19 protein-coding genes and 1 tRNA gene are annotated in these 18,260 nt (G+C 65.5%); 6 read left to right on the top strand and 14 right to left on the bottom strand.

The annotated features are described in order from the left end of the window. The first annotated feature begins 2 nt into the window (after positions 1-2). On the top strand, positions 3-3,299 hold the full coding sequence (locus DT343_RS05850) for an autotransporter outer membrane beta-barrel domain-containing protein (RefSeq protein WP_112862105.1): 3,297 nt from the start codon (positions 3-5) through the stop codon (positions 3,297-3,299). 58 nt (positions 3,300-3,357) lie between these two features. Here the strand turns inward: DT343_RS05850 and DT343_RS05855 are convergent. The 3 genes from DT343_RS05855 to lon all read right to left on the bottom strand — a co-directional run bounded on the left by DT343_RS05855 (position 3,358) and on the right by lon (position 6,244). Further along, positions 3,358-3,434: transfer RNA gene (locus tag DT343_RS05855), tRNA-Val, on the bottom strand. Between the two features lie 34 nt (positions 3,435-3,468). Continuing rightward, complete coding sequence (locus tag DT343_RS05860) at positions 3,469-3,744, bottom strand: HU family DNA-binding protein (RefSeq protein WP_112862106.1); 276 nt, start codon at positions 3,742-3,744, stop codon at positions 3,469-3,471. Positions 3,745-3,847: 103 nt separating this feature from the next. Continuing rightward, entirely contained in the window at positions 3,848-6,244 is a 2,397-nt protein-coding gene (gene lon, locus DT343_RS05865) for an endopeptidase La (protein WP_112862107.1), read from the bottom strand. Between the two features lie 229 nt (positions 6,245-6,473). On the opposite strand from lon, the gene DT343_RS17180 reads away from it, so the two are divergent. Both DT343_RS17180 and DT343_RS05870 read left to right on the top strand, forming a co-directional pair. Next, positions 6,474-6,653, top strand: a complete 180-nt coding sequence (locus tag DT343_RS17180; protein ID WP_146756713.1) for a hypothetical protein — start codon at positions 6,474-6,476, stop codon at positions 6,651-6,653. After that, the gene (locus tag DT343_RS05870) at positions 6,650-6,862 is read left to right on the top strand and encodes a hypothetical protein (RefSeq protein ID WP_112862108.1); all 213 of its coding nucleotides are present in this window, start codon (positions 6,650-6,652) and stop codon (positions 6,860-6,862) included. The genes DT343_RS17180 and DT343_RS05870 overlap by 4 nt, the downstream gene beginning before the upstream one ends. 190 nt (positions 6,863-7,052) lie before the next feature. Here the strand turns inward: DT343_RS05870 and DT343_RS05880 are convergent, their stop codons facing one another. The 10 genes from DT343_RS05880 to DT343_RS05925 all read right to left on the bottom strand — a co-directional run bounded on the left by DT343_RS05880 (position 7,053) and on the right by DT343_RS05925 (position 14,664). Then, complete coding sequence (locus DT343_RS05880) at positions 7,053-7,400, bottom strand: TfoX/Sxy family protein (RefSeq protein WP_112862110.1); 348 nt, start codon at positions 7,398-7,400, stop codon at positions 7,053-7,055. A gap of 15 nt (positions 7,401-7,415) precedes the next feature. Next, complete coding sequence (locus DT343_RS05885; protein WP_112862111.1) at positions 7,416-7,805, bottom strand: HesB/IscA family protein; 390 nt, start codon at positions 7,803-7,805, stop codon at positions 7,416-7,418. A 13-nt stretch (positions 7,806-7,818) separates the two neighbouring features. Then, positions 7,819-8,208 (bottom strand): SUF system Fe-S cluster assembly protein, encoded by a 390-nt coding sequence (locus DT343_RS05890; protein WP_017504008.1) that lies wholly within the window; start codon positions 8,206-8,208, stop codon positions 7,819-7,821. 4 nt (positions 8,209-8,212) lie between these two features. Continuing rightward, positions 8,213-9,451, bottom strand: coding sequence for an aminotransferase class V-fold PLP-dependent enzyme (locus DT343_RS05895; RefSeq protein ID WP_112862112.1), 1,239 nt, complete (start codon positions 9,449-9,451; stop codon positions 8,213-8,215). Next, entirely contained in the window at positions 9,430-10,452 is a 1,023-nt protein-coding gene (gene sufD, locus DT343_RS05900) for a Fe-S cluster assembly protein SufD (RefSeq protein ID WP_112862113.1), read from the bottom strand. Before sufD ends, DT343_RS05895 begins: the two co-directional genes overlap by 22 nt. 145 nt (positions 10,453-10,597) lie before the next feature. After that, positions 10,598-11,347: a Fe-S cluster assembly ATPase SufC gene (gene sufC / locus DT343_RS05905; protein ID WP_112862114.1), complete on the bottom strand. Its 750-nt coding sequence runs from the start codon at positions 11,345-11,347 to the stop codon at positions 10,598-10,600. Between the two features lie 5 nt (positions 11,348-11,352). After that, positions 11,353-11,586: a hypothetical protein gene (locus tag DT343_RS05910; protein ID WP_112862115.1), complete on the bottom strand. Its 234-nt coding sequence runs from the start codon at positions 11,584-11,586 to the stop codon at positions 11,353-11,355. Continuing rightward, a complete protein-coding gene (sufB, locus tag DT343_RS05915) occupies positions 11,583-13,049 on the bottom strand; it encodes a Fe-S cluster assembly protein SufB (protein ID WP_066626515.1) in 1,467 nt (488 codons plus the stop codon). Before sufB ends, DT343_RS05910 begins: the two co-directional genes overlap by 4 nt. Beyond that, on the bottom strand, positions 13,049-14,188 hold the full coding sequence (locus DT343_RS05920) for a cysteine desulfurase family protein (RefSeq protein ID WP_112862116.1): 1,140 nt from the start codon (positions 14,186-14,188) through the stop codon (positions 13,049-13,051). The genes sufB and DT343_RS05920 overlap by 1 nt, the downstream gene beginning before the upstream one ends. Continuing rightward, positions 14,185-14,664, bottom strand: a complete 480-nt coding sequence (locus tag DT343_RS05925) for an Rrf2 family transcriptional regulator (protein WP_017504015.1) — start codon at positions 14,662-14,664, stop codon at positions 14,185-14,187. The genes DT343_RS05920 and DT343_RS05925 overlap by 4 nt, the downstream gene beginning before the upstream one ends. A gap of 158 nt (positions 14,665-14,822) precedes the next feature. Between DT343_RS05925 and DT343_RS05930 the strand changes: the two genes are divergently transcribed. The 3 genes from DT343_RS05930 (at position 14,823) to DT343_RS05940 (ending at position 16,655) form a co-directional block, all read left to right on the top strand. Then, positions 14,823-15,473 carry an alpha/beta hydrolase gene (locus DT343_RS05930; protein WP_112862117.1) on the top strand — a complete coding sequence of 217 codons (651 nt, stop codon included), beginning with the start codon at positions 14,823-14,825 and terminating at the stop codon, positions 15,471-15,473. Positions 15,474-15,546: 73 nt separating this feature from the next. Further along, a complete protein-coding gene (locus DT343_RS05935; RefSeq protein ID WP_181669126.1) occupies positions 15,547-16,359 on the top strand; it encodes a transporter in 813 nt (270 codons plus the stop codon). A gap of 41 nt (positions 16,360-16,400) precedes the next feature. Next, positions 16,401-16,655 carry a YdeI/OmpD-associated family protein gene (locus DT343_RS05940; protein ID WP_220116480.1) on the top strand — a complete coding sequence of 85 codons (255 nt, stop codon included), beginning with the start codon at positions 16,401-16,403 and terminating at the stop codon, positions 16,653-16,655. Between the two features lie 4 nt (positions 16,656-16,659). On the opposite strand, the gene ahpF is transcribed toward DT343_RS05940, so the two are convergent. Next, a complete protein-coding gene (ahpF, locus tag DT343_RS05945; RefSeq protein ID WP_112862120.1) occupies positions 16,660-18,249 on the bottom strand; it encodes an alkyl hydroperoxide reductase subunit F in 1,590 nt (529 codons plus the stop codon). Positions 18,250-18,260: the final 11 nt, after the last annotated feature.

Here is an 18,260-nt window from a genome sequence, read left to right on the forward strand (position 1 = left end):
GAATGCGTATTTTGCTCGCGACCGCCGTGGCGATCGCCCCCTTGATGGTCGCCACCGGATCCCAGGCCGAGATCGTCATCTCGAACGCCCGGACCACGCCGATCCAGACGTCCAATGCGACGGGCACAGCCGCCGATAACATCCGGATCGCCAGCGGCGGCAGCGTCGCCGTCGCCTCGGGCGCGGCGGTTACCCTGAACACCAACAACACCGTCGATCTGGACAGCGGCAGCTCGATCACGATGGACAAGTCGGCCGACGGCTCGACGGGTCTTCTGGTCAACGGCGGCAACACCGGCTCGGTGATTGTCGGCGGCTCGATCACCGTCAACGACACCCAGGAAACGGCCGACATCAAGGACACCGACGGCGACGGCGACCTGGACGGTCCGTTCGCCACCGGGACCGGCCGCTACGGCGTACGGGTCACCGGCGCCTCGCCTTTCACCGGCAACATTGTGGTCGAAGGCTCTGGCGCAATCGCAGTCGAGGGCAACAACTCTTACGGCCTGGCGGTCGAATCCGCGCTGAACGGCAAGCTTCAGAGCCTGGGCACGGTCCGTGTGACTGGTAACGACAGCGCCGCCATCCGCACCACGGGCCCGATTTCCGGCAACGTCGATCTTGCCGGCTCCATCTCGGCGCTCGGCGCCAATGCGACCGGCGTCTCGATCGAGGGCGATGTCGGCGGTGCGCTCAAGATTCATTCCACGGTGGTGGCGACGGGATATCGATACACCACCCCGCCGCCCGCGCGTCCGACGACCGGCACGTTCGACAACGCCACGACCCTGTTCCTCGACGAACTTGATCCAGCCGACGATCTGCTGCAGGGCGGACCGGCCGTGCGCGTCGGAGCCAATGTCGCCGGCGGCGTGCTGTTGGACAAGGCGCTCGCCTATTCCGAGGCCGGCATCGAGGGCGACGACGACAAGGACGGCGTCAAGAACGGCGACGAGGACGATGACGGCGACGGCGTCAAGAACCGTGACGATACGGACCGTGACGGCAACGGCATTCCCGACGCCAGCCAGACGACGGCCTCCATCACATCGCTGGGCGGCGCGCCTGCGCTGCTGATCGGTTCGACCTCCAACTCCGTCACCTTGGGCACGGTTGGGACTGGCGACGCGGCCTATGGATTGATTAACCGCGGCACAATCACAGGCTCGGGTCTGTATTCCGGCGTCGAAGCCCGTGCGGTTCAGCTCGGCGTCACCGGCGGCCAGGCGGTCAATATCGTTGGCGGCGTTCGCAACGAAGGCGGGATTACGTCCACCGCATTGGACGCCAATGCCACGAGCCTCTGGGTCGGGTCCGGCGTCACAACGCCGACGATCAGTAACGCCAGCAATATCCAGGCGATTTCCTCCGGCAAAGGCACGGAAGTCTCGACTGGTATTCTTATTGGGGCCGGTGCGAACGTCGGGTCTCTGACGAACACGGGCAACATCGTCGCCTCTTACACTGGAAACCATGGCTCGGCGGTGGCGATCCGGGATCAGTCCGGTTCGCTGACCCAGTTGAGCAATGCGGGCTCGATCGTCGGCTCATTTGTTCCGAATAGCAGCGACACTACTCCGGTTGATGGAACAGCGATTGCCATTGATCTGTCCTCGAACACGACCGGCGCCACTGTGCGTCAGTACGGCGTTCTGGCGCCCGCTGGCAGCACGGCGACCGACACTGACAAGGACGGCGTGCCGGACAGTAACGAACCCGCCATCGTCGGCGCGATCAAGTTTGGCTCAGGCGCCGACACGTTCAACATCGAGAACGGCGTTGTCTCCGGTGATATCGATTTTGGCTCAGGTGCGGATCGACTGAACATCAGCGGCGGCGCCGTCGTTTCGGGCGCAATCAAAAACGACGACGGTCTGCTTGATATCAACGTGTCGAAAGGCACCCTGAATGCAACCCAGACGGGTGCGACGGCGATTTCGAACCTGAACATCGGTTCGGAAGGCACGCTCTTGGTCAATCTGGATCCGGCGAACGACCGCGCTGGCGGTTTCAACGTGAGCGGCAATGCGACCTTGGCGACAGGCTCGACCTTGGGCGTACGCTTCGCTTCGCTGATCGACGGACCTGAGCGGTTCAACGTCATCACCGCCGGTACATTGAACGCGGGTCAGATCAACCAGACCTTGCTATCCGACAACTCGCCCTATCTCTACGTCGTCGAAGGCGGCGTCGCGGGCAACACCGTCTATGTCGACGCCCGTCGCCGCACAGCATCCGAGGCCGGGCTGATCCCGGTCGAGGCATCCGCCTACGACGCCGTCTATGGCGCGCTGGGATCGAATGAGACGCTGCGCAATCTGTTCCTTTCGCAGACGTCGCGAGACGGCTTCGTTGACGCCTACGAGCAGATGCTGCCGGACCACTCCGGCGGACCGCTGATGTCGCTGTCGGCCGGCGTCGATGCCGTGACCCGCGCGCTGACCGGCCGCAACGCCGCCGCTGCGCCGGGTGAAACCAGCGCCTGGGTGCAGGAGATCAACTTCTACGCCGACAAGGACAAGACCGATTCCTACGGCTTCCGGTCCGAAGGCTTCGGCGTCGCAGGCGGCGTCGAAAAGGGCACCAGCCTGGGCGCCGTCGGCATCTCGGCCGCGTTCACCTCGTCCGACATCAAGGACCCCGAGGCCGAGGCTGAAGAGGTCCTGTCGGCCAACCTGCTGGAGCTGGGCCTCTACTGGCGCGCTCAGGGTCAGTACTGGACGACCTGGGCCCGTGCGGCCGGCGGCTATGCCTCCTTCAGCGCGGACCGCTCGCTGGTCGCTCAAGGCGTCTATCTGAACAACAAGTCCGACTGGCACGGCTGGACCGCGGCGGTCGCCGGCGGTGCCTCCTATGAGCGCAACTTCGGCCGCCTGAACATTCGCCCAGAAATCTACGGCGAATATTTCAGCCTGTCGGAAGGCTCGCGCAGTGAGAAGGGCGGCGGCGACGGCTTCGACCTCGACATCGATTCGCGCGACAGCCACATCTTCTCGGCGGTTGCGGCGATGAACGTCGGCTATGGCTTTGGCCGCAACGGCTGGATCCGTCCGGAACTGCGCGTCGGCTATCGCCAGAACATCTCGGTGGACGCCGGCGAAACCATCGCCCGCTTCGCCAGCGGCGGCCCAGACTTCATCCTGTCGCCGGACGCCATCGAAGGCGGCGGGCCGATCCTGGGCTTCCGCCTGAACTTCGGCAACGAACTGGGTATGCTGTCGCTGACCGGCGACGCCGAGCTGCTGGAAGACTATGTCCGGTACTCGCTGCTGCTGCGGGCCAGCTTCCGCTTCTGATCGCAGCCTGCTCCAGACAAACGAAAGGCCGCCGGAGCGATCCGGCGGCCTTTTTGTTTGGTAGGCGGCGACGGGTTCGAACCGCCGACCCTCTCGGTGTAAACGAGATGCTCTGACCAGCTGAGCTAGCCGCCCCCAAGGGCAGAGACGGGCTTATGCCCGTCGCGCCTCAACCGTTCAAGGCGCTTTTCAAACCTTCTCCTGGGCGAAAGCGCGCGGTGCGCGAGGCCGGGCGGGCGACGGCCGCGCCAGTCTGGGGATTGCGCGCCACGCCGGCCTTCCGGTCCACGGCGACGAAACTGCCGAAACCGATCAGCTTCACATCCGCGCCTCGCGCCAGCGACTCGGTCACGCCATCGGTAAAGGCTTCCAGCGCAGCTTTCGCCTGGTCACGGCTGATGTTCGCCGCCGCAGCCATGCGGCCGATCAGTTCTGCCTTGGTCATCGTTGTCTCCCAGCCGAATCACTAGAGGGCAGATCGACGGTTGCGTCAAAAACGAAAAGGCCGCCGGTGGGGTCACCGGCGGCGCTCGTTGTTCAACTCGGCGTTAGTGGCTGACGGCCGCCGCCGCTGCTTCCGGACCAGCGATCGGAGCCGGCAGCGGTTCCGCCGCCTCGTCCCACTCGACCGGGGTCAGGGTGCCGACCAGGGCCCATTTCAGCGCCTCGTCCGCCGTGGAAATCGGCACGATCTCCAGCGCCGACTTCACATTGTCCGGCACGTCGGCGAGATCCTTCTCGTTCTCCTGCGGGATCAGCACCGTCTTGACGCCGGAGCGCAGAGCCGCGAGCAGCTTCTCCTTCAGACCGCCGATGGCGGTGACGCGGCCGCGCAGGGTGATCTCGCCGGTCATGGCGATATCCTTGCGGATCGGGATGCCGGTCAGGACCGAGACCATCGCCACCGTCATGGCGACGCCGGCGGACGGACCGTCCTTGGGCGTGGCGCCATCCGGCACGTGGACGTGGATGTCGGTCTTCTCGAACACCGGCGGCTTGACGCCGAAGGCCAGGGCCCGCGACCGCACATAGGACGCCGCAGCCGAGATCGACTCCTTCATCACGTCCTTCAGATTGCCGGTCACGGTCATGCGCCCGCGCCCCGGCATCTTGATCGCCTCGATGGTCAGGATGTCGCCGCCGAACTCGGTCCAGGCCAGGCCGGTGACGATGCCGACCTGATCTTCCTCGTCCGTCTCGCCATAGCGGAACTTCTTGACGCCCGCATAGTCGGCCAGCTTGGCCTCATCGACCGTGATCGACTTGGCGCCCGTCTTGGCCATCTCGCGCACGGCCTTGCGCGCCAGACCGCCCAGAGCGCGCTCCAGCGACCGCACGCCGGCCTCGCGGGTGTAATAGCGGATCAGGTCGCGGATCGTATCTTCCGGCACGATCAGTTCGCCGTCCTTCAGACCGTGGTCCGCCAACTGCTTGGGCAGGACGTGGCGCTTGGCGATCTCGACCTTCTCATCCTCGGTGTAGCCCGACACCCGGATGATCTCCATCCGGTCCATCAGCGGCTGCGGCATGTTCAGGCTGTTCGCGGTCGTCACGAACATCACCTGGGACAGGTCGTAGTCCACCTCCAGATAGTGGTCGCCGAAGGTCGAGTTCTGGGCCGGGTCCAGCACCTCCAGCAGGGCCGACGACGGATCGCCGCGCCAGTCCGATCCCAGCTTGTCGATCTCGTCCAGCAGGACGAAAGCGTTGGTGGTCTTGGCCTTCTTCATCGACTGGATGATCTTGCCGGGCATGGAGCCGATATAGGTCCGGCGGTGACCGCGGATCTCGCTCTCATCACGCACGCCGCCCAGCGACATGCGAACGTACTCACGCCCCGTCGCCTTGGCGATGGACTTGGCCAGCGAGGTCTTGCCGACGCCGGGAGGGCCGACGAGGCACAGGATCGGACCCTTCAGGCTGCCGGTGCGGGCCTGGACCGCCAGATACTCGATGATCCGTTCCTTGACCTTCTCCAGGCCGAAGTGATCCTCTTCCAGTATGTCCTCAGCCTTGGCCAGGTCGATCGGCTTCTGCTTGGCCTTGCCCCACGGCACGGACAGCAGCCAGTCGAGATAGTTGCGCACGACCGTCGATTCCGCCGACATCGGGCTCATGTTGCGCAGTTTCTTGACCTCGGCCTCGGCCTTGGTGCGCGCCTCCTTGGACAGGCGCGTCTTGCGGATGCGCTTCTCCAGATCCATGATCTCGTCGCGCGCATCGTCGGTCTCGCCCAACTCGCGCTGGATCGCCTTCATCTGCTCGTTCAGATAATATTCGCGCTGGGTCTTCTCCATCTGGCGCTTCACGCGCGAGCGGATCTTCTTTTCGACCTGAAGGACCGAGATCTCGCCCTCCATCAGCCCATAGACCTTCTCCAGCCGCTTGGGCACGTCGAAGGTTTCCAGCAGGCCCTGCTTGTCGGCGATCTTGACCGACAGATGGGCCGCGACCGAATCCGCCAGCTTGGAGGCGTCGGTGATCTGGGGGATGGAGCTGAGGGCCTCGGGCGGGACCTTCTTGTTCAGCTTCACATAGTTTTCGAACTGCTCGACCACGGCGCGCAGCATGGCCTCGGCCTGCGAGGCGTCGCCGGCTTCGTCATCGATCTCGACGGCCTCGGCCTCGAAATACTCCTCACGGTCGGTGAAGCGGGTCAGGCGTGCGCGACCCTTGCCCTCGACCAGCACCTTCACCGTACCGTCGGGCAGTTTCAGCAGTTGCAGCACCGAGGCCAGCACGCCGATGGGATAGATGGCGTCCGGCGACGGATCGTCGTCGACGCTGTTCTTCTGGGTCGCCAGCAGGATCTGCTTTTCGCCCTTCATGATCTCGTCCAGCGCCTTCACCGACTTTTCGCGTCCGACGAAGAGCGGCACGACCATGTGCGGGAAGACGACAATGTCTCTCAGCGGCAGGACGGGCAGGATTTTTGGTTCAGTCATGATGCGTACTCCTGGGCCATTGATCATCTCCGGCCCGCCGCCAGGGTCCGCCGGGCAAGAGGCCCGACCGGCGCATGACGGCCCGTCGATTCCGACGGCGTTCGGATGAGTATGTGGTTTGAAAGACCCGCGGTTCAAGCGTGACCGCGGAACGGCCCACATCTGCGTGGCGACAAGGCCCCTGATCACTCCGCTTTAGGTCCGCATTACGCCCGGCGACGCTTTCGACATGGCCGCTTTACGGGGATCGGGCGTCTTCTGCGGCTCCAAGGAGATGATGATGAGCCGTTTCCACCTGCTGGCCGAGACCCTGAAACGTCCCGCCCCGGCGCCGACAACCCTTCAAATGGCGATGACATTCATCGGCGCCCTGTTCGGCGCCCCGATCCGCAAGGGCCGCGCGCGATGATGCAGGGCCATGTCGAGGGCGGCATCACACGCGCCGCCCCTCCCCGACGCTATAGGGTCGTGCCTCGCGCCAGCGGTTGGGCCGTGGCGGTCAACAACGCCTGCACCCGCCCCCTGCCCGATCGCATCTCGGCCGAACGTCTCGCCGCCCGACTTCAGGCCGAGGCCGACCGCCTGAACCGCGACCAATATCGCCTGACACAATGGTAACGCCGCTAGCTTCACCACCCGCCTTCGAAATCCTGACGATCCAGCCTGTCGGCGATCGCTGGCGCATCACCTCAAGCGACGGCCTGTTCGAAGGCGTTTTCACCGACGCCAAAAGCGCCGTTCGATGCGCCAGAGCGGAGGCCGAGGCGCATCCAGGGCACTCGGTTCGGGTGGTTCGACCTGATGCGGGCTAGCGCTTCTTCCCCGACGCCTTCTTCACCGCCACGTCCAGCGACCGCCGGGCCCAGGCGACGGCTTCGTCGGGATCGTCCAGGGCCGTCTCGGGCAGCGTCCAGTAGCCCATGCTCATCGTGCGGCCGTCCTTGGTCGGATAGGTGAACTGACGTGAGCCGGCCTCGACGAAGGCCTCGCCCAAGGCCTCGTCGCCCTTCAGCCAGACGACGCCGTCGTCCAACAGGGCGAACATGACGCCGGAGGCATAGACCCCGGCCCCGCCGAACATGCGCTTGATCTCCAGGCCGCCGAGCGCGTGGAAATGCTCGCGAACCCATTCGCCGAAGTCCGCGTCATAAGCCATCAGACCGGACTCCTCTCAGTCGGCGGCGACCGGCACGATGGTCACGCTCTCGCCGCAGCCGCAGGCGTCGGTCTGGTTTGGATTGTTGAACACGAACTTGGACGCCAGCCGCGTCGTCTCATAGTCGATCTCGGTGCCGATCAGAAACAGCACGGCCCGGGGCTCGATCAGGATGGTGACGCCCTTGTCCTCGACCACCTCGTCCAGCGGCCCGATCTCGTCGGCATAGGCGAAGGTGTATTCCTGCCCTGCACAGCCGCCGTTCTTGACGCCGATCCTCAGGCCGATGTGATCGTTCTCGGCATTGTCCAGGATCTCACGCACCCGTTCGGCGGCTGCGTCCGTCAGGGTGACGGCCTTTGGGCGCGGGCGGCGCGGACGGGATGTGGCTTGAAGCTCGCTCATCAGAACATATCCATCAGAACATGTTCAGGGCCAGCTTGGCCTCGTCGCTCATCTTGGAGGCGTCCCACGGCGGATCGAACACCAGATTGGCCTTGGCGCTGCGCACGCCCTCGACCTTTTCCACCGCCGTCTCGACCCAGCCCGGCATTTCGCCGGCGACCGGACAGCCCGGCGCCGTCAGGGTCATGTCCACCACCACGTCGCGATCGTCGTTGACGTCCACACGGTAGATCAGGCCCAGCTCATAGATATCGACCGGGATTTCCGGGTCATAGACCGACTTCAGCGCCTCGATCAGCTGATCGGTCAGGGTGTCCAGCTCGGCCTGCGACAGGGCGCTCTTCTGGGGCTCGTCCCAGGCGTCCTTGAAGGCGTCGCTGTCTTGAATCGGTTGATCTGTCATCGGCTTACACGAAGAAGTTCCGCGCCTTGATCAGCGCATCCACGAAGGCGTCGGCATCCTCCACGGTGTTATATAGGGCGAAGGAGGCGCGGGTGCTCGACGTCACCCCCATTCTTTTCGCCAGCGGCTCGGCGCAGTGCAGACCCGCCCGCACCGCGACCCCGTAACGGTCCATGATCTGGGCGACGTCATGGGCGTGCGCGCCCTCGACGGCGAAGGTCAGGATCGCGCCCTTGCCTTCGGCCTCCCCCAGAATCCGCAGCCAGGTCTCTCCCTGAAGTCGGTCAACAGCGTGCTGATAAAGGGCATGCTCATGCGCCTGCACGGCCGCCCGGTCGTATTGCGCCAGCCATTCCAGGGCCACGCCCAGGCCAATGGCCTCCAGGATCGGGGGCGTCCCCGCCTCGAACCGGTGCGGTGGCCGGGCATAGGTCACGCGGTCCTGCTCGACCGTCTCGATCATCTCGCCCCCGCCCTGATAGGGCGGCAGCGCCTCCAGCGCATCGGCCTTCCCGTACAGGGCGCCGATGCCGGTGGGCGCAAACAGCTTGTGCCCGGTCAGGACGTAGAAGTCGCAGCCGATGGCTTGAACGTCCGGCGTCGCATGGACTGCCCCCTGGCACCCGTCGATCAGCACCTGCGCCCCCGCCGCATGGGCCAGGCGGCTGATTTCGGCGACAGGATTGATGGTCCCCAGCACGTTGGACATGTGGGTGACCGCGACCATCCGCGTCCGGGGCCCGAGCAGGTCGGAATAGGCCGCCATGTCCAGCGAGCCGTCGTCCTTGGCCGGGATCCACTTGATCACCGCCCCGCGGCGTTCGCGCAGCAGATGCCACGGCACGATGTTGGAATGATGCTCCATCTCCGAGACGACGATCTCGTCGCCCGGCTTGATGCTCAGCCCCAGCCCATTCGCAACCAGATTGATCGCCTCGGTCCCGCCCTTGGTCCAGACCACCTGTTCGGCGCTCTCGGCGTTCAGGAAGCGGGCGACGATCTCGCGCGCCTTTTCGAAGGCTTCGGTCGCCTCGTTCGACAGGGTGTGCAGGCCCCGGTGGACGTTGGCGTAGCCGCCCTCCATCGTCTCCACCAGTGCGTCGATCACCGCGCGCGGCTTCTGCGCCGAGGCCGCGTTGTCCAGATAGACCAGCGGCTTGCCATTCACCTGTCGCGACAGGATCGGGAACTGCGGCCGCACGGCATAGGGATCAAAGGTGTTCACAACCGCGCCGTCAGCCATTCCCGCGCCACCTCTCTCGCGCCCTCGTGCTGGATCCGGTCGATGACCTCGATCAGGAAGGCCTGGGTCAGCAGGGCGCGGGCTTCGTCGGCCGGAACGCCGCGCTGCTGCATGTAGAACAGGGCGCTCTCGTCCAGCGTACCCACCGTATTGCCGTGCGCGCACTGCACGTCGTCGGCATAGATGATCAGTTCCGGCTTGGCGTCGATCTCGGCCCGCTCGCTGGCGATCAGGGCGTGATGGCCCATCCGCGCATCGGTGCCGTCGGCGCCGCGCTCGACCACGATCTTGCCCTGGAAGACGCCGCGCGCCGTATCGCGAGCCACGCCCTTGATCAGTTGCGAGGTCGCGCCGTCGTGTTCCACATGGCGCACCACGCTGGTCAGGTCCGCATGGCGCGATCCGTTCAGCAGATAAAGGCCGTCGGCCTGAACCTGTGCGCCTTGGGCATAGTGGGTGATGCGCGTCTCGATGCGCTGCAGCTTGGCGCCGGTCGTGACGATGGTCTGGCGATAGACGCCGCCCGCCTCGACCCTCACATGGGCCTCGGCGATGGAGATGGCGTCCTCCGGCTCCTCGACCAGGACGACGCGCGTCACCTCGGCTCCGGCCGCCACGTCCAGTTCCAGCGTATTGTGCGCGACATAGGCCGAGCCCGCGCCCTCATGGGTCTCAAGCAGCAGCAGCTTGGCCCCGGCGCGCGCCGACACCCGCGCGCTGGCCGTGTGGCCCGTGCCGACGGCGTCCGACACATAGCGCAGCCTCAGGGTCCGATCGCCCGAGGCGATGAAGTCGGTCACGCCGACAGCGCGCCCGTTGGCGAAGACAATCGCCTCCCCGCCCAGATCATAGAACGGTCCCGGCGGACCGACCTCGGCCGTACCCGACGGCTCCGGCGCGGCGCGAAGATACCGCTTCAGGTCGCTGTATTTCCACGCCTCCGTGCGCCGTGATGGATAGGTCTCGGCGTCGGTCAGGTCGATGCTAAAAGCTTTGCTCACTTGATCCTCCCCCGTTCACGGGGGAGGGGGACCATCCGAAGGATGGTGGAGGGGGCGGACCAAAGGCTGGTGTGTGGGGTCGCCCCCTCCACCGCTACGCGGTCCCCCTCCCCCGCGGCGCTTCGCTTGCTGGGGAGGATCATCATCACGCGGCTTGCGGCAGATACTTGTCGTACCCTTCCGCCTCCAGCTCCAGCGCCAGTTCCGGCCCGCCCGACGCCACGATCCGGCCGCCGGCCAGCACATGCACCCGGTCCGGTTTGATGTAGTCGAGCAGGCGCTGATAGTGGGTGATGACCAGCATGGCGCGGTCGGGACGACGCAGGGCGTTCACGCCTTCCGACACGATGCGCAGGGCATCGATGTCGAGGCCGGAATCGGTCTCGTCAAGGATCAGCAGCGACGGCTCCAGCAGGGCCATCTGCAGGATTTCCATCCGCTTCTTCTCACCGCCGGAGAAGCCGACGTTCAGCGGCCGCTTCAGCATATCGAAGTCCATCTTCAGCGCCTTGGACGCCTCGCGGACCAGCTTCAGGAAGGCGGGCGCCGCCACCTCCTCCTCGCCCCGCGCGCGTTTCTGGGCGTTCAGCGCCGTCCGCACGAAGGTCAGGGCCGGCACGCCGGGAATCTCGATCGGATACTGGAACGACAGGAAGACGCCCTTGGCCGCCCGTTCGGCAGGGTCCAGCGCCAGCAGATCCTCGCCCGCCCATTCGACAGACCCTTCCGTCGCCTCATAGCCCGGCCGTCCCGACAGGGCGTAGCCCAGCGTCGACTTGCCCGCGCCGTTCGGCCCCATGATGGCGTGCACCTCGCCGGCCGGAACGTCGAGCGTCAGCCCCTTGAGAATCGGCTTGTCGCCAACGGAGACGTGGAGGTCGTTGATGGAAAGCATGGTTCTCACAGGTCAGAACGAGTGGACACAAAGCCGTTGTAAGCGATGATCAAAATGGCCAATGCGCCGAGGATGATCTGGCCGAGGGTCTTTTGCCCATTGAAAAGCAAGGCGAGGCCGGTTGCGCCAAGAGTAAGGAAAACGCCGAGGCCTATAAAACTAAAACGACGCGCCTTCGGTCCCTTGGAGTAAAAGCCGGTTAGCCGACGATTGAAAAAGCGCTGGTGGAAGCTGGTCACCCCACGCTCCCCTCAAGACTGATCGCCACCAGCTTCTGCGCCTCGACGGCGAACTCCATCGGCAGTTTCTGCATCACGTCGCGGACGAAGCCGTTGACCAGCAGGGCCACCGCCTCCTCCTGCGACAGCCCGCGCTGCTGGGCGTAGAACAGCTGGTCGTCCGACAGGCGCGTCGTCGTCGCCTCGTGCTCCAATTGGGCCGAGCCGTTGCGCGCCTCGATGTAGGGGATGGTGTGCGAGCCGCAGTCCTTGCCGATCAGAAGGCTGTCGCACTGGGTGAAGTTGCGCACCCCCGTCGCCTTCGGATGCACCGAGACCAGACCGCGATAGGTCGAGTCCGATCGACCCGCCGACACCGCCTTGGCGATGATCCGCGACTTCGAATTCTTGCCCAGGTGGATCATCTTGGTGCCGGTGTCGGCCTGCTGATGTCCGTTGGTGATGGCGATGGAGTAGAACTCGCCCGAGCTTTCCTCGCCCTTCAGGATGCAGGACGGATATTTCCAGGTCACGGCCGAGCCGGTCTCGACCTGTGTCCAGCTGACTTTGGACCGATCGCCCCGGCAGTCGGCGCGCTTGGTCACGAAGTTGTAGATGCCGCCCTTGCCCTCGGCGTCGCCCGGATACCAGTTCTGGACCGTCGAATATTTCACCTCGGCGTCGTCCAGCGCCACGATCTCGACCACGGCCGCATGCAGTTGGTTCTCGTCGCGCATCGGCGCGGTGCAGCCCTCAAGGTAGGAGACGTAGGCCCCCTTGTCGGCGATGATCAGGGTCCGTTCGAACTGGCCCGTCTGTGACGCATTGATGCGGAAATAGGTCGACAGCTCCATCGGACATTTCACGCCCGGCGGGATGTAGACGAACGACCCATCCGAAAAGACCGCGCTGTTCAGCGCCGCGAAATAGTTGTCCGAGACCGGCACAACCGACCCCAGATATTGTCGAACCAGATCAGGATATTCACGCAATGCCTCGGAAATCGGCATGAAAATCACGCCGACCTTGGCCAGTTCCTCCTTGAAGGTCGTGACCACCGACACGCTGTCGAACACGGCGTCAACGGCGACCTTGGGCGCGCCCTGCACCCCGGCCAGCACCTCCTGCTCCTTCAGCGGGATCCCCAGCTTCTTGTAGATTTCCAGGATTTCGGGATCGACCTCGTCCAGCGACTTGGGCCCCTCCTTCGCCTTGGGCGCCGCATAGTAGAACAGGTCCTGATAATCGACGGGCTCGTAACGGACCGCCGCCCAGGTCGGCTCCTCCATCGCCAGCCAGCGCTCATAGGCGGCCAGACGCCATTCCAGCATCCATTCCGGCTCGCCCTTCTTTTCGGAAATGAAGCGCACGATCTCGGCGCTCAGCCCCTTGGGCGCATATTCCGTCTCGATGTCGGATGTGAAGCCGTGCTCGTACTTCTCCAGCGCGGCGACGGCGTCGATGGTTTCCTTGACGGCGGCCATCAGGCGACCTCTCTCACGCGCTCGGCGGCGCGCGTCTTGTGCTTGTTGTAGGCGGCGACCCAAGCGTCGGCGAACCGCATCCAGTCACCTTCGACCGTGCTCCAGCCACCGGAGACGCGCACGCCCCCGGTCGCCAGTGCGGTCAGACCCATGGCGCTGATGGTCTTGGACGGCTTGACCTTGCCCGACGAACAGGCCGAGCCGGCGGACACCATAACGCCCGTTAGGTCCAGTGTGATCAGTTGCTGCGGGCTGTCCCAGCCTTCGACGGCCATGAACAGGGTGTTGGGCAGCCGCGCCACCCCGCCGCCGATGATGGTCGCGCCTGCGGCCTTGACCTTGGCTTCGGCCGCATCGCGCCAGGCGACGTGCGAGGCCATCGTCTCCAGATCCCGCGCGGCGCAATCGGCCGCGACGCCGAACCCGGCGATGCCCGGCACGTTCTCGGTCCCGGCGCGCAGGCCCCGCTCCTGCCCCGCTCCGTGCAGGATCCGCACGCCCGACAGGCCTTCCTTGAAGATCAGGGCGCCCACGCCCTGCGCCCCGCCCAGCTTGTGCGCCGACAGAGTCAAAGTGTCCGCGTCCAGCGCGCGCATATCGACAGCGATCTTCCCCGCCGACTGGATGGCGTCGACATGCAGCCAGCCGCCCGCCGCCCGCACCAGAGCCGCCGCCTCGGCGATCGGCTGGATCACGCCGCTTTCATTGTTCGCATGATGGATGGCGACCACGGCCTGGCCCGAACGGCGCAGCGCCTGCGCCAGCCACTCCAGATCGACCACCCCGTTCGCATCGACCGGCAGAACCTCTACGGCTACGCCCGCATTCGCGGCCGCTTCGGCCACACAAGGATGCTCGGTCGCCGACACGATCAACCGTTCGCACCCGGCCGCCAGGGCGCTGGCGATGCCCTGGGCATTGGCTTCGGTGCCGCCCGAATTGAACACCACCGCCGTCGGATCGGCCCCGACCAGGTCCGCGACCTGCGCCCGAGCGGTCTCAACCCGCGCCCGCGCCCGCCGACCGGCCGCATGGACCGCCGACGGATTGCCGTTGTCGGCCAGGGCCCTGGCCATGATCTCCAGCACCTCCGGCCGCACCAGGCCCGAGGCGTTATAGTCCAGATAGACGCCGCTCATGCCGCGACCCCCACGGCAGAGGCCTCGACATTGCGCCGACGCTGACCCGTGCGGTTCATCACCACATCCTCCAGCGAAACGCCCGCCAGATAGCGATGGATTTCGTCGCCCAGGTCTTCCCAGAGATTGTGGGTGATGCAGCGTTCGCCGGCCAGCATGCAGCCCTTGGGCGAGCCATGCGCCACGCACCGCGTCGCCCGGATCGGTTCATCCACCGCCAGCACGATCTCGGCGACCACCGTCTCATGCGCCGCCTTGGCCAGACGGTATCCGCCGCCCGGTCCGCGCACGCTCTTGACCAGTTCGCTCTTCCTCAGACGGGCGAACAACTGCTCCAGATAGCTCAGCGAAATCTCCTGGCGCGCGGCGATCTCGGCCAGCGAAACCGCCCGGATTTCACCGCTCTCGCCGCGTCCGTTCTTCGCCAGATCGGCCATCGCCATCACGGCGTATCGTCCCTTGGTCGACAGACGCATTTCGCACCTTCAAAAATTGCGCGCTTTTCGGGGCTCCTGTGCTAGAACCCGCGCCTTCGCAAAGGCGGTGCGCTTGCGGAGGGACTTAGAAAGTCCCACCTCTGCGGTCAAGTATTACGCACTCGCGAAATGACAGTTGAACGGATTCCAGAGCCCCTATGCCTGAAGTCATCCTGCCCGGCGCCTCCGGTCGCATCGAAGGCCGCTATTCCCCGGGCAAGCGCCCGAACGCCCCGATCGCGCTGATCCTGCACCCGCACCCCAAGGCGGGCGGACATATGAACAACCCGGTCGCGGTCACCCTGCACCAGCTGTTCCAGCAGCGTGGCTTTGCGACCCTGCGCTACAACTCGCGCGGCGTCGGCAAGTCGCAGGGCGAGTTCGATTCGGGCATCGGCGAGCTGGCCGACGCCGCCACCGCCCTCGACTGGCTCCAGGCCAATAATCCGGGCGCCAGTCAGACCTGGGTCGCCGGCTATCAGTTCGGCGCCTACATCGGCATGCAGCTTCTGATGCGTCGGCCCGAGACGGACGGCTTCATCTCGGTCTCGCCGCCGTCGAACATGTATGACTTCAGCTTCCTGGCGCCCTGCCCGGCGTCCGGCCTGTTCCTGCACGGCACGGCCGACACCATCGTCCCGCCGGTCGAGGTCGAGCGCGTGGTCAACAAGCTGCGCACCCAAAAGGGCATCATCATCGACTACGAACTGGAAGAGGGCGCCAGCCACTTCTGGCAGGACCACATGAGGGCGGTCGAAACCCGCGTCGGCGCCTATCTGGACAAGCGTCTGGAAGAAAAGCCGGCCTGATATCCGGCTTGGCGTCACGGCTGATTAAGGCGCGGGCGGCATGATCGGGCGAGACATCGCTGCGAGATCCGCCATGCGCCCGCCCCTTCTGATCGCCTTGATCGCCTCCCTGGTCTCGCCCACGGCGGTGGCGGCTCAGTCTGCGCCAGAGCGCGATTTCTGCGCCGATCGCCCCGGCAAGGGCGCCCCGACCTGCATCCTCGACAAGGGCCGCTGGCAGGTCGAACTCGGCCTGTTCGACGGCGCGCGTCAGACGGACGGCACGACACGGACCGACACCTGGGACGCCGGTGATCTGTTCGTGCGCTATGGCCTGACGGGCCTGACTGAGCTTCAACTCGGGCTCACGACCTGGAACCAAGAACGGGTCCTCGACCGCGCGACCGGCGATCGTGATGTAAACGAAGGCGTCGGCGATCTCAGTATCGGCCTGCGGCACTCGCTGAAGAACCCTGACGGCTCGGGCCTGTCCGTCGCGATTTCCGGCTTCATCACCGCGCCGACGGGTGCGCGCGATATTCGCGCCGACGGTTTCGAGGGCGGCGTCATCCTGCCGGTCTCCATCCCGCTGAACGACCACTGGAGTCTGAGCCTGTCGCCCGAGATCGACTGGGTCTCGGATGCGGACGGCGACGGCCGCCATGGCGCCTATACGATGGTCGCCGGCGTCGGACGCGGCTTCGGCCAATGGGACCTGGGCGCCGAGGTTTGGATCAGCCGCGACGATGATCCCGTCGCCCCGACCACGCCGTCCACCTTCGACCTGACCGCCGTCTGGTCGCCCCCGTCCCTGCCCGACGCCCAGCTGGATTTCGGCCTCAACTTCGGCCTGAACCACGACAGTCCGGATGTGGAGTTTGGCGTCGGTCTCGCACGGCGATTCTGACGCGCCGTTGCGCACCCGACTTGTCGCTGCGACAAATGGGCATGGCCGATGCGACCGACATCCCGGGCGGCGTAGTTCACGACTTGCCGGACGACCTGCGCGAGACTTTGGTCGCCGCGCCGGACGCCTTGGCGACCTGGCGCGACATCACGCCCCTGGCCCGCAACGAATGGATTTGCTGGATCGAGTCCGCCAAGAAGGAGGAGACCCGGCGAAAGCGGCTGGATTGGGGATGTTCCAACCTCAAGGACGGCAAGCGCCGCCCCTGCTGCTGGCCCGGCTGCCCTCACCGTTAAGCGATCACGCCGGTTCGGCCACCGCCTCTTTCGCCGGCTCGATGCGGATCATGTAGTCGAAGGCCGACAGGCCCGCCTTGGACCCCTCGCCCATTGCGATGACGATCTGCTTATAGGGCACGGTCGTCGCGTCGCCCGCCGCGAAGATGCCCGGCTGCGAGGTCTCGCCGCGGTGATCCACCTCGATCTCGCCGCGCGGGGTCAGGCCCACCGCGCCGTGCAGCCATTCGGTGTTCGGGACCAGACCGATCTGCACGAAGATGCCTTCCAGATCGACGTCGTGATGGGCGTCGGAGTTGCGGTCCTTGTAGGACAGGCCCGTCACCTTCTCGCCGTCGCCGTGCACCTGGGTCGTCAGGGCGGAGGTCACGATCCGCACGTTCGGCAGGGTCGCCAGCTTGCGCTGCAGCACCGCATCGGCCCGCAACTCGCTGTCGTACTCGATCAGGGTCACATGGGCCACAATGCCCGCAAGGTCGATCGCCGCCTCGACGCCGGAGTTGCCGCCGCCGATCACCGCCACCCGCTTGCCCTTAAACAGCGGCCCGTCGCAGTGCGGGCAATAGGCCACGCCCTTGTTCTTGTACTGGTCCTCGCCAGGCACGTTCATCTGGCGCCAGCGGGCGCCGGTCGACAGGATGACTGTGCGCGATTTCAGCGATGCGCCGTTCTCCAGCACCACCTCATGCAGGCCGCCCGGAACCTTGGCCGGGATCAGCTTGGCCGCCTTCTGCAGGTTCATCAGGTCCACTTCATACTCGCGGACGTGTTGCTCCAGATGGGCCGCCAGCTTGGGCCCCTCGGTGTAGGGGACCGAGACGAAGTTCTCGATCGCCATCGTGTCCAGCACCTGCCCGCCGAACCGTTCGGCGACGACGCCCGTGCGAATGCCCTTGCGCGCCGTATAGATGGCAGCCGCCGCCCCGGCCGGCCCGCCGCCGACCACCAGAACCTCGAACGGATCCTTGGACTTCAGACGCTCGGCCGCGCGGGCTTCGGCGCCGGAATCCAGCTTGGCGACGATCTGCTCCAACTCCATGCGGCCCTGACCGAACAGTTCGCCGTTCAGGAAGACCGTCGGCACGGCCATGATCTTGCGTTGCTCGACCTCGTCTTTGAACAGGCCGCCCTCGATGGCGACGTGTTTGATGCGCGGATTGATCACACTCATCAGATTCAGCGCCTGCACCACGTCCGGGCAGTTCTGGCATGACAGCGAGAAATAGGTCTCGAACACATAGTCGCCGTCCAGGTTCCTGACCTGCTGGATCACCTCCTGCGCCGCCTTGGACGGATGGCCGCCGACGTGCAGCAGGGCCAGCACCAGCGAGGTGAACTCGTGGCCCAGCGGAATGCCCGCAAACCGTACGCCGATGTCCGTGCCCTTGCGCCGGATCAGGAAGCTGGGCTGGCGCTCGTCGTCATAGTCGCGGCCCATCTCGACCTTGCCGTGCGAGACCGAGACGATCTCCTCCAGCAGGGTCTTCAGCTCGATCGACTTGGGCCCCGCGCCCAGCGAGGCGACCAGTTCGACGGGATGGACGATGTTCTTGAGGTAGGCTTCGAGCTGGGATTTCAGATTGGCGTCTAGCATCGGATGCTCCT

This window comes from Brevundimonas vesicularis (assembly GCF_900445985.1).
GTDB classification, from domain to species: Bacteria; Pseudomonadota; Alphaproteobacteria; order Caulobacterales; family Caulobacteraceae; genus Brevundimonas; species Brevundimonas vesicularis_D.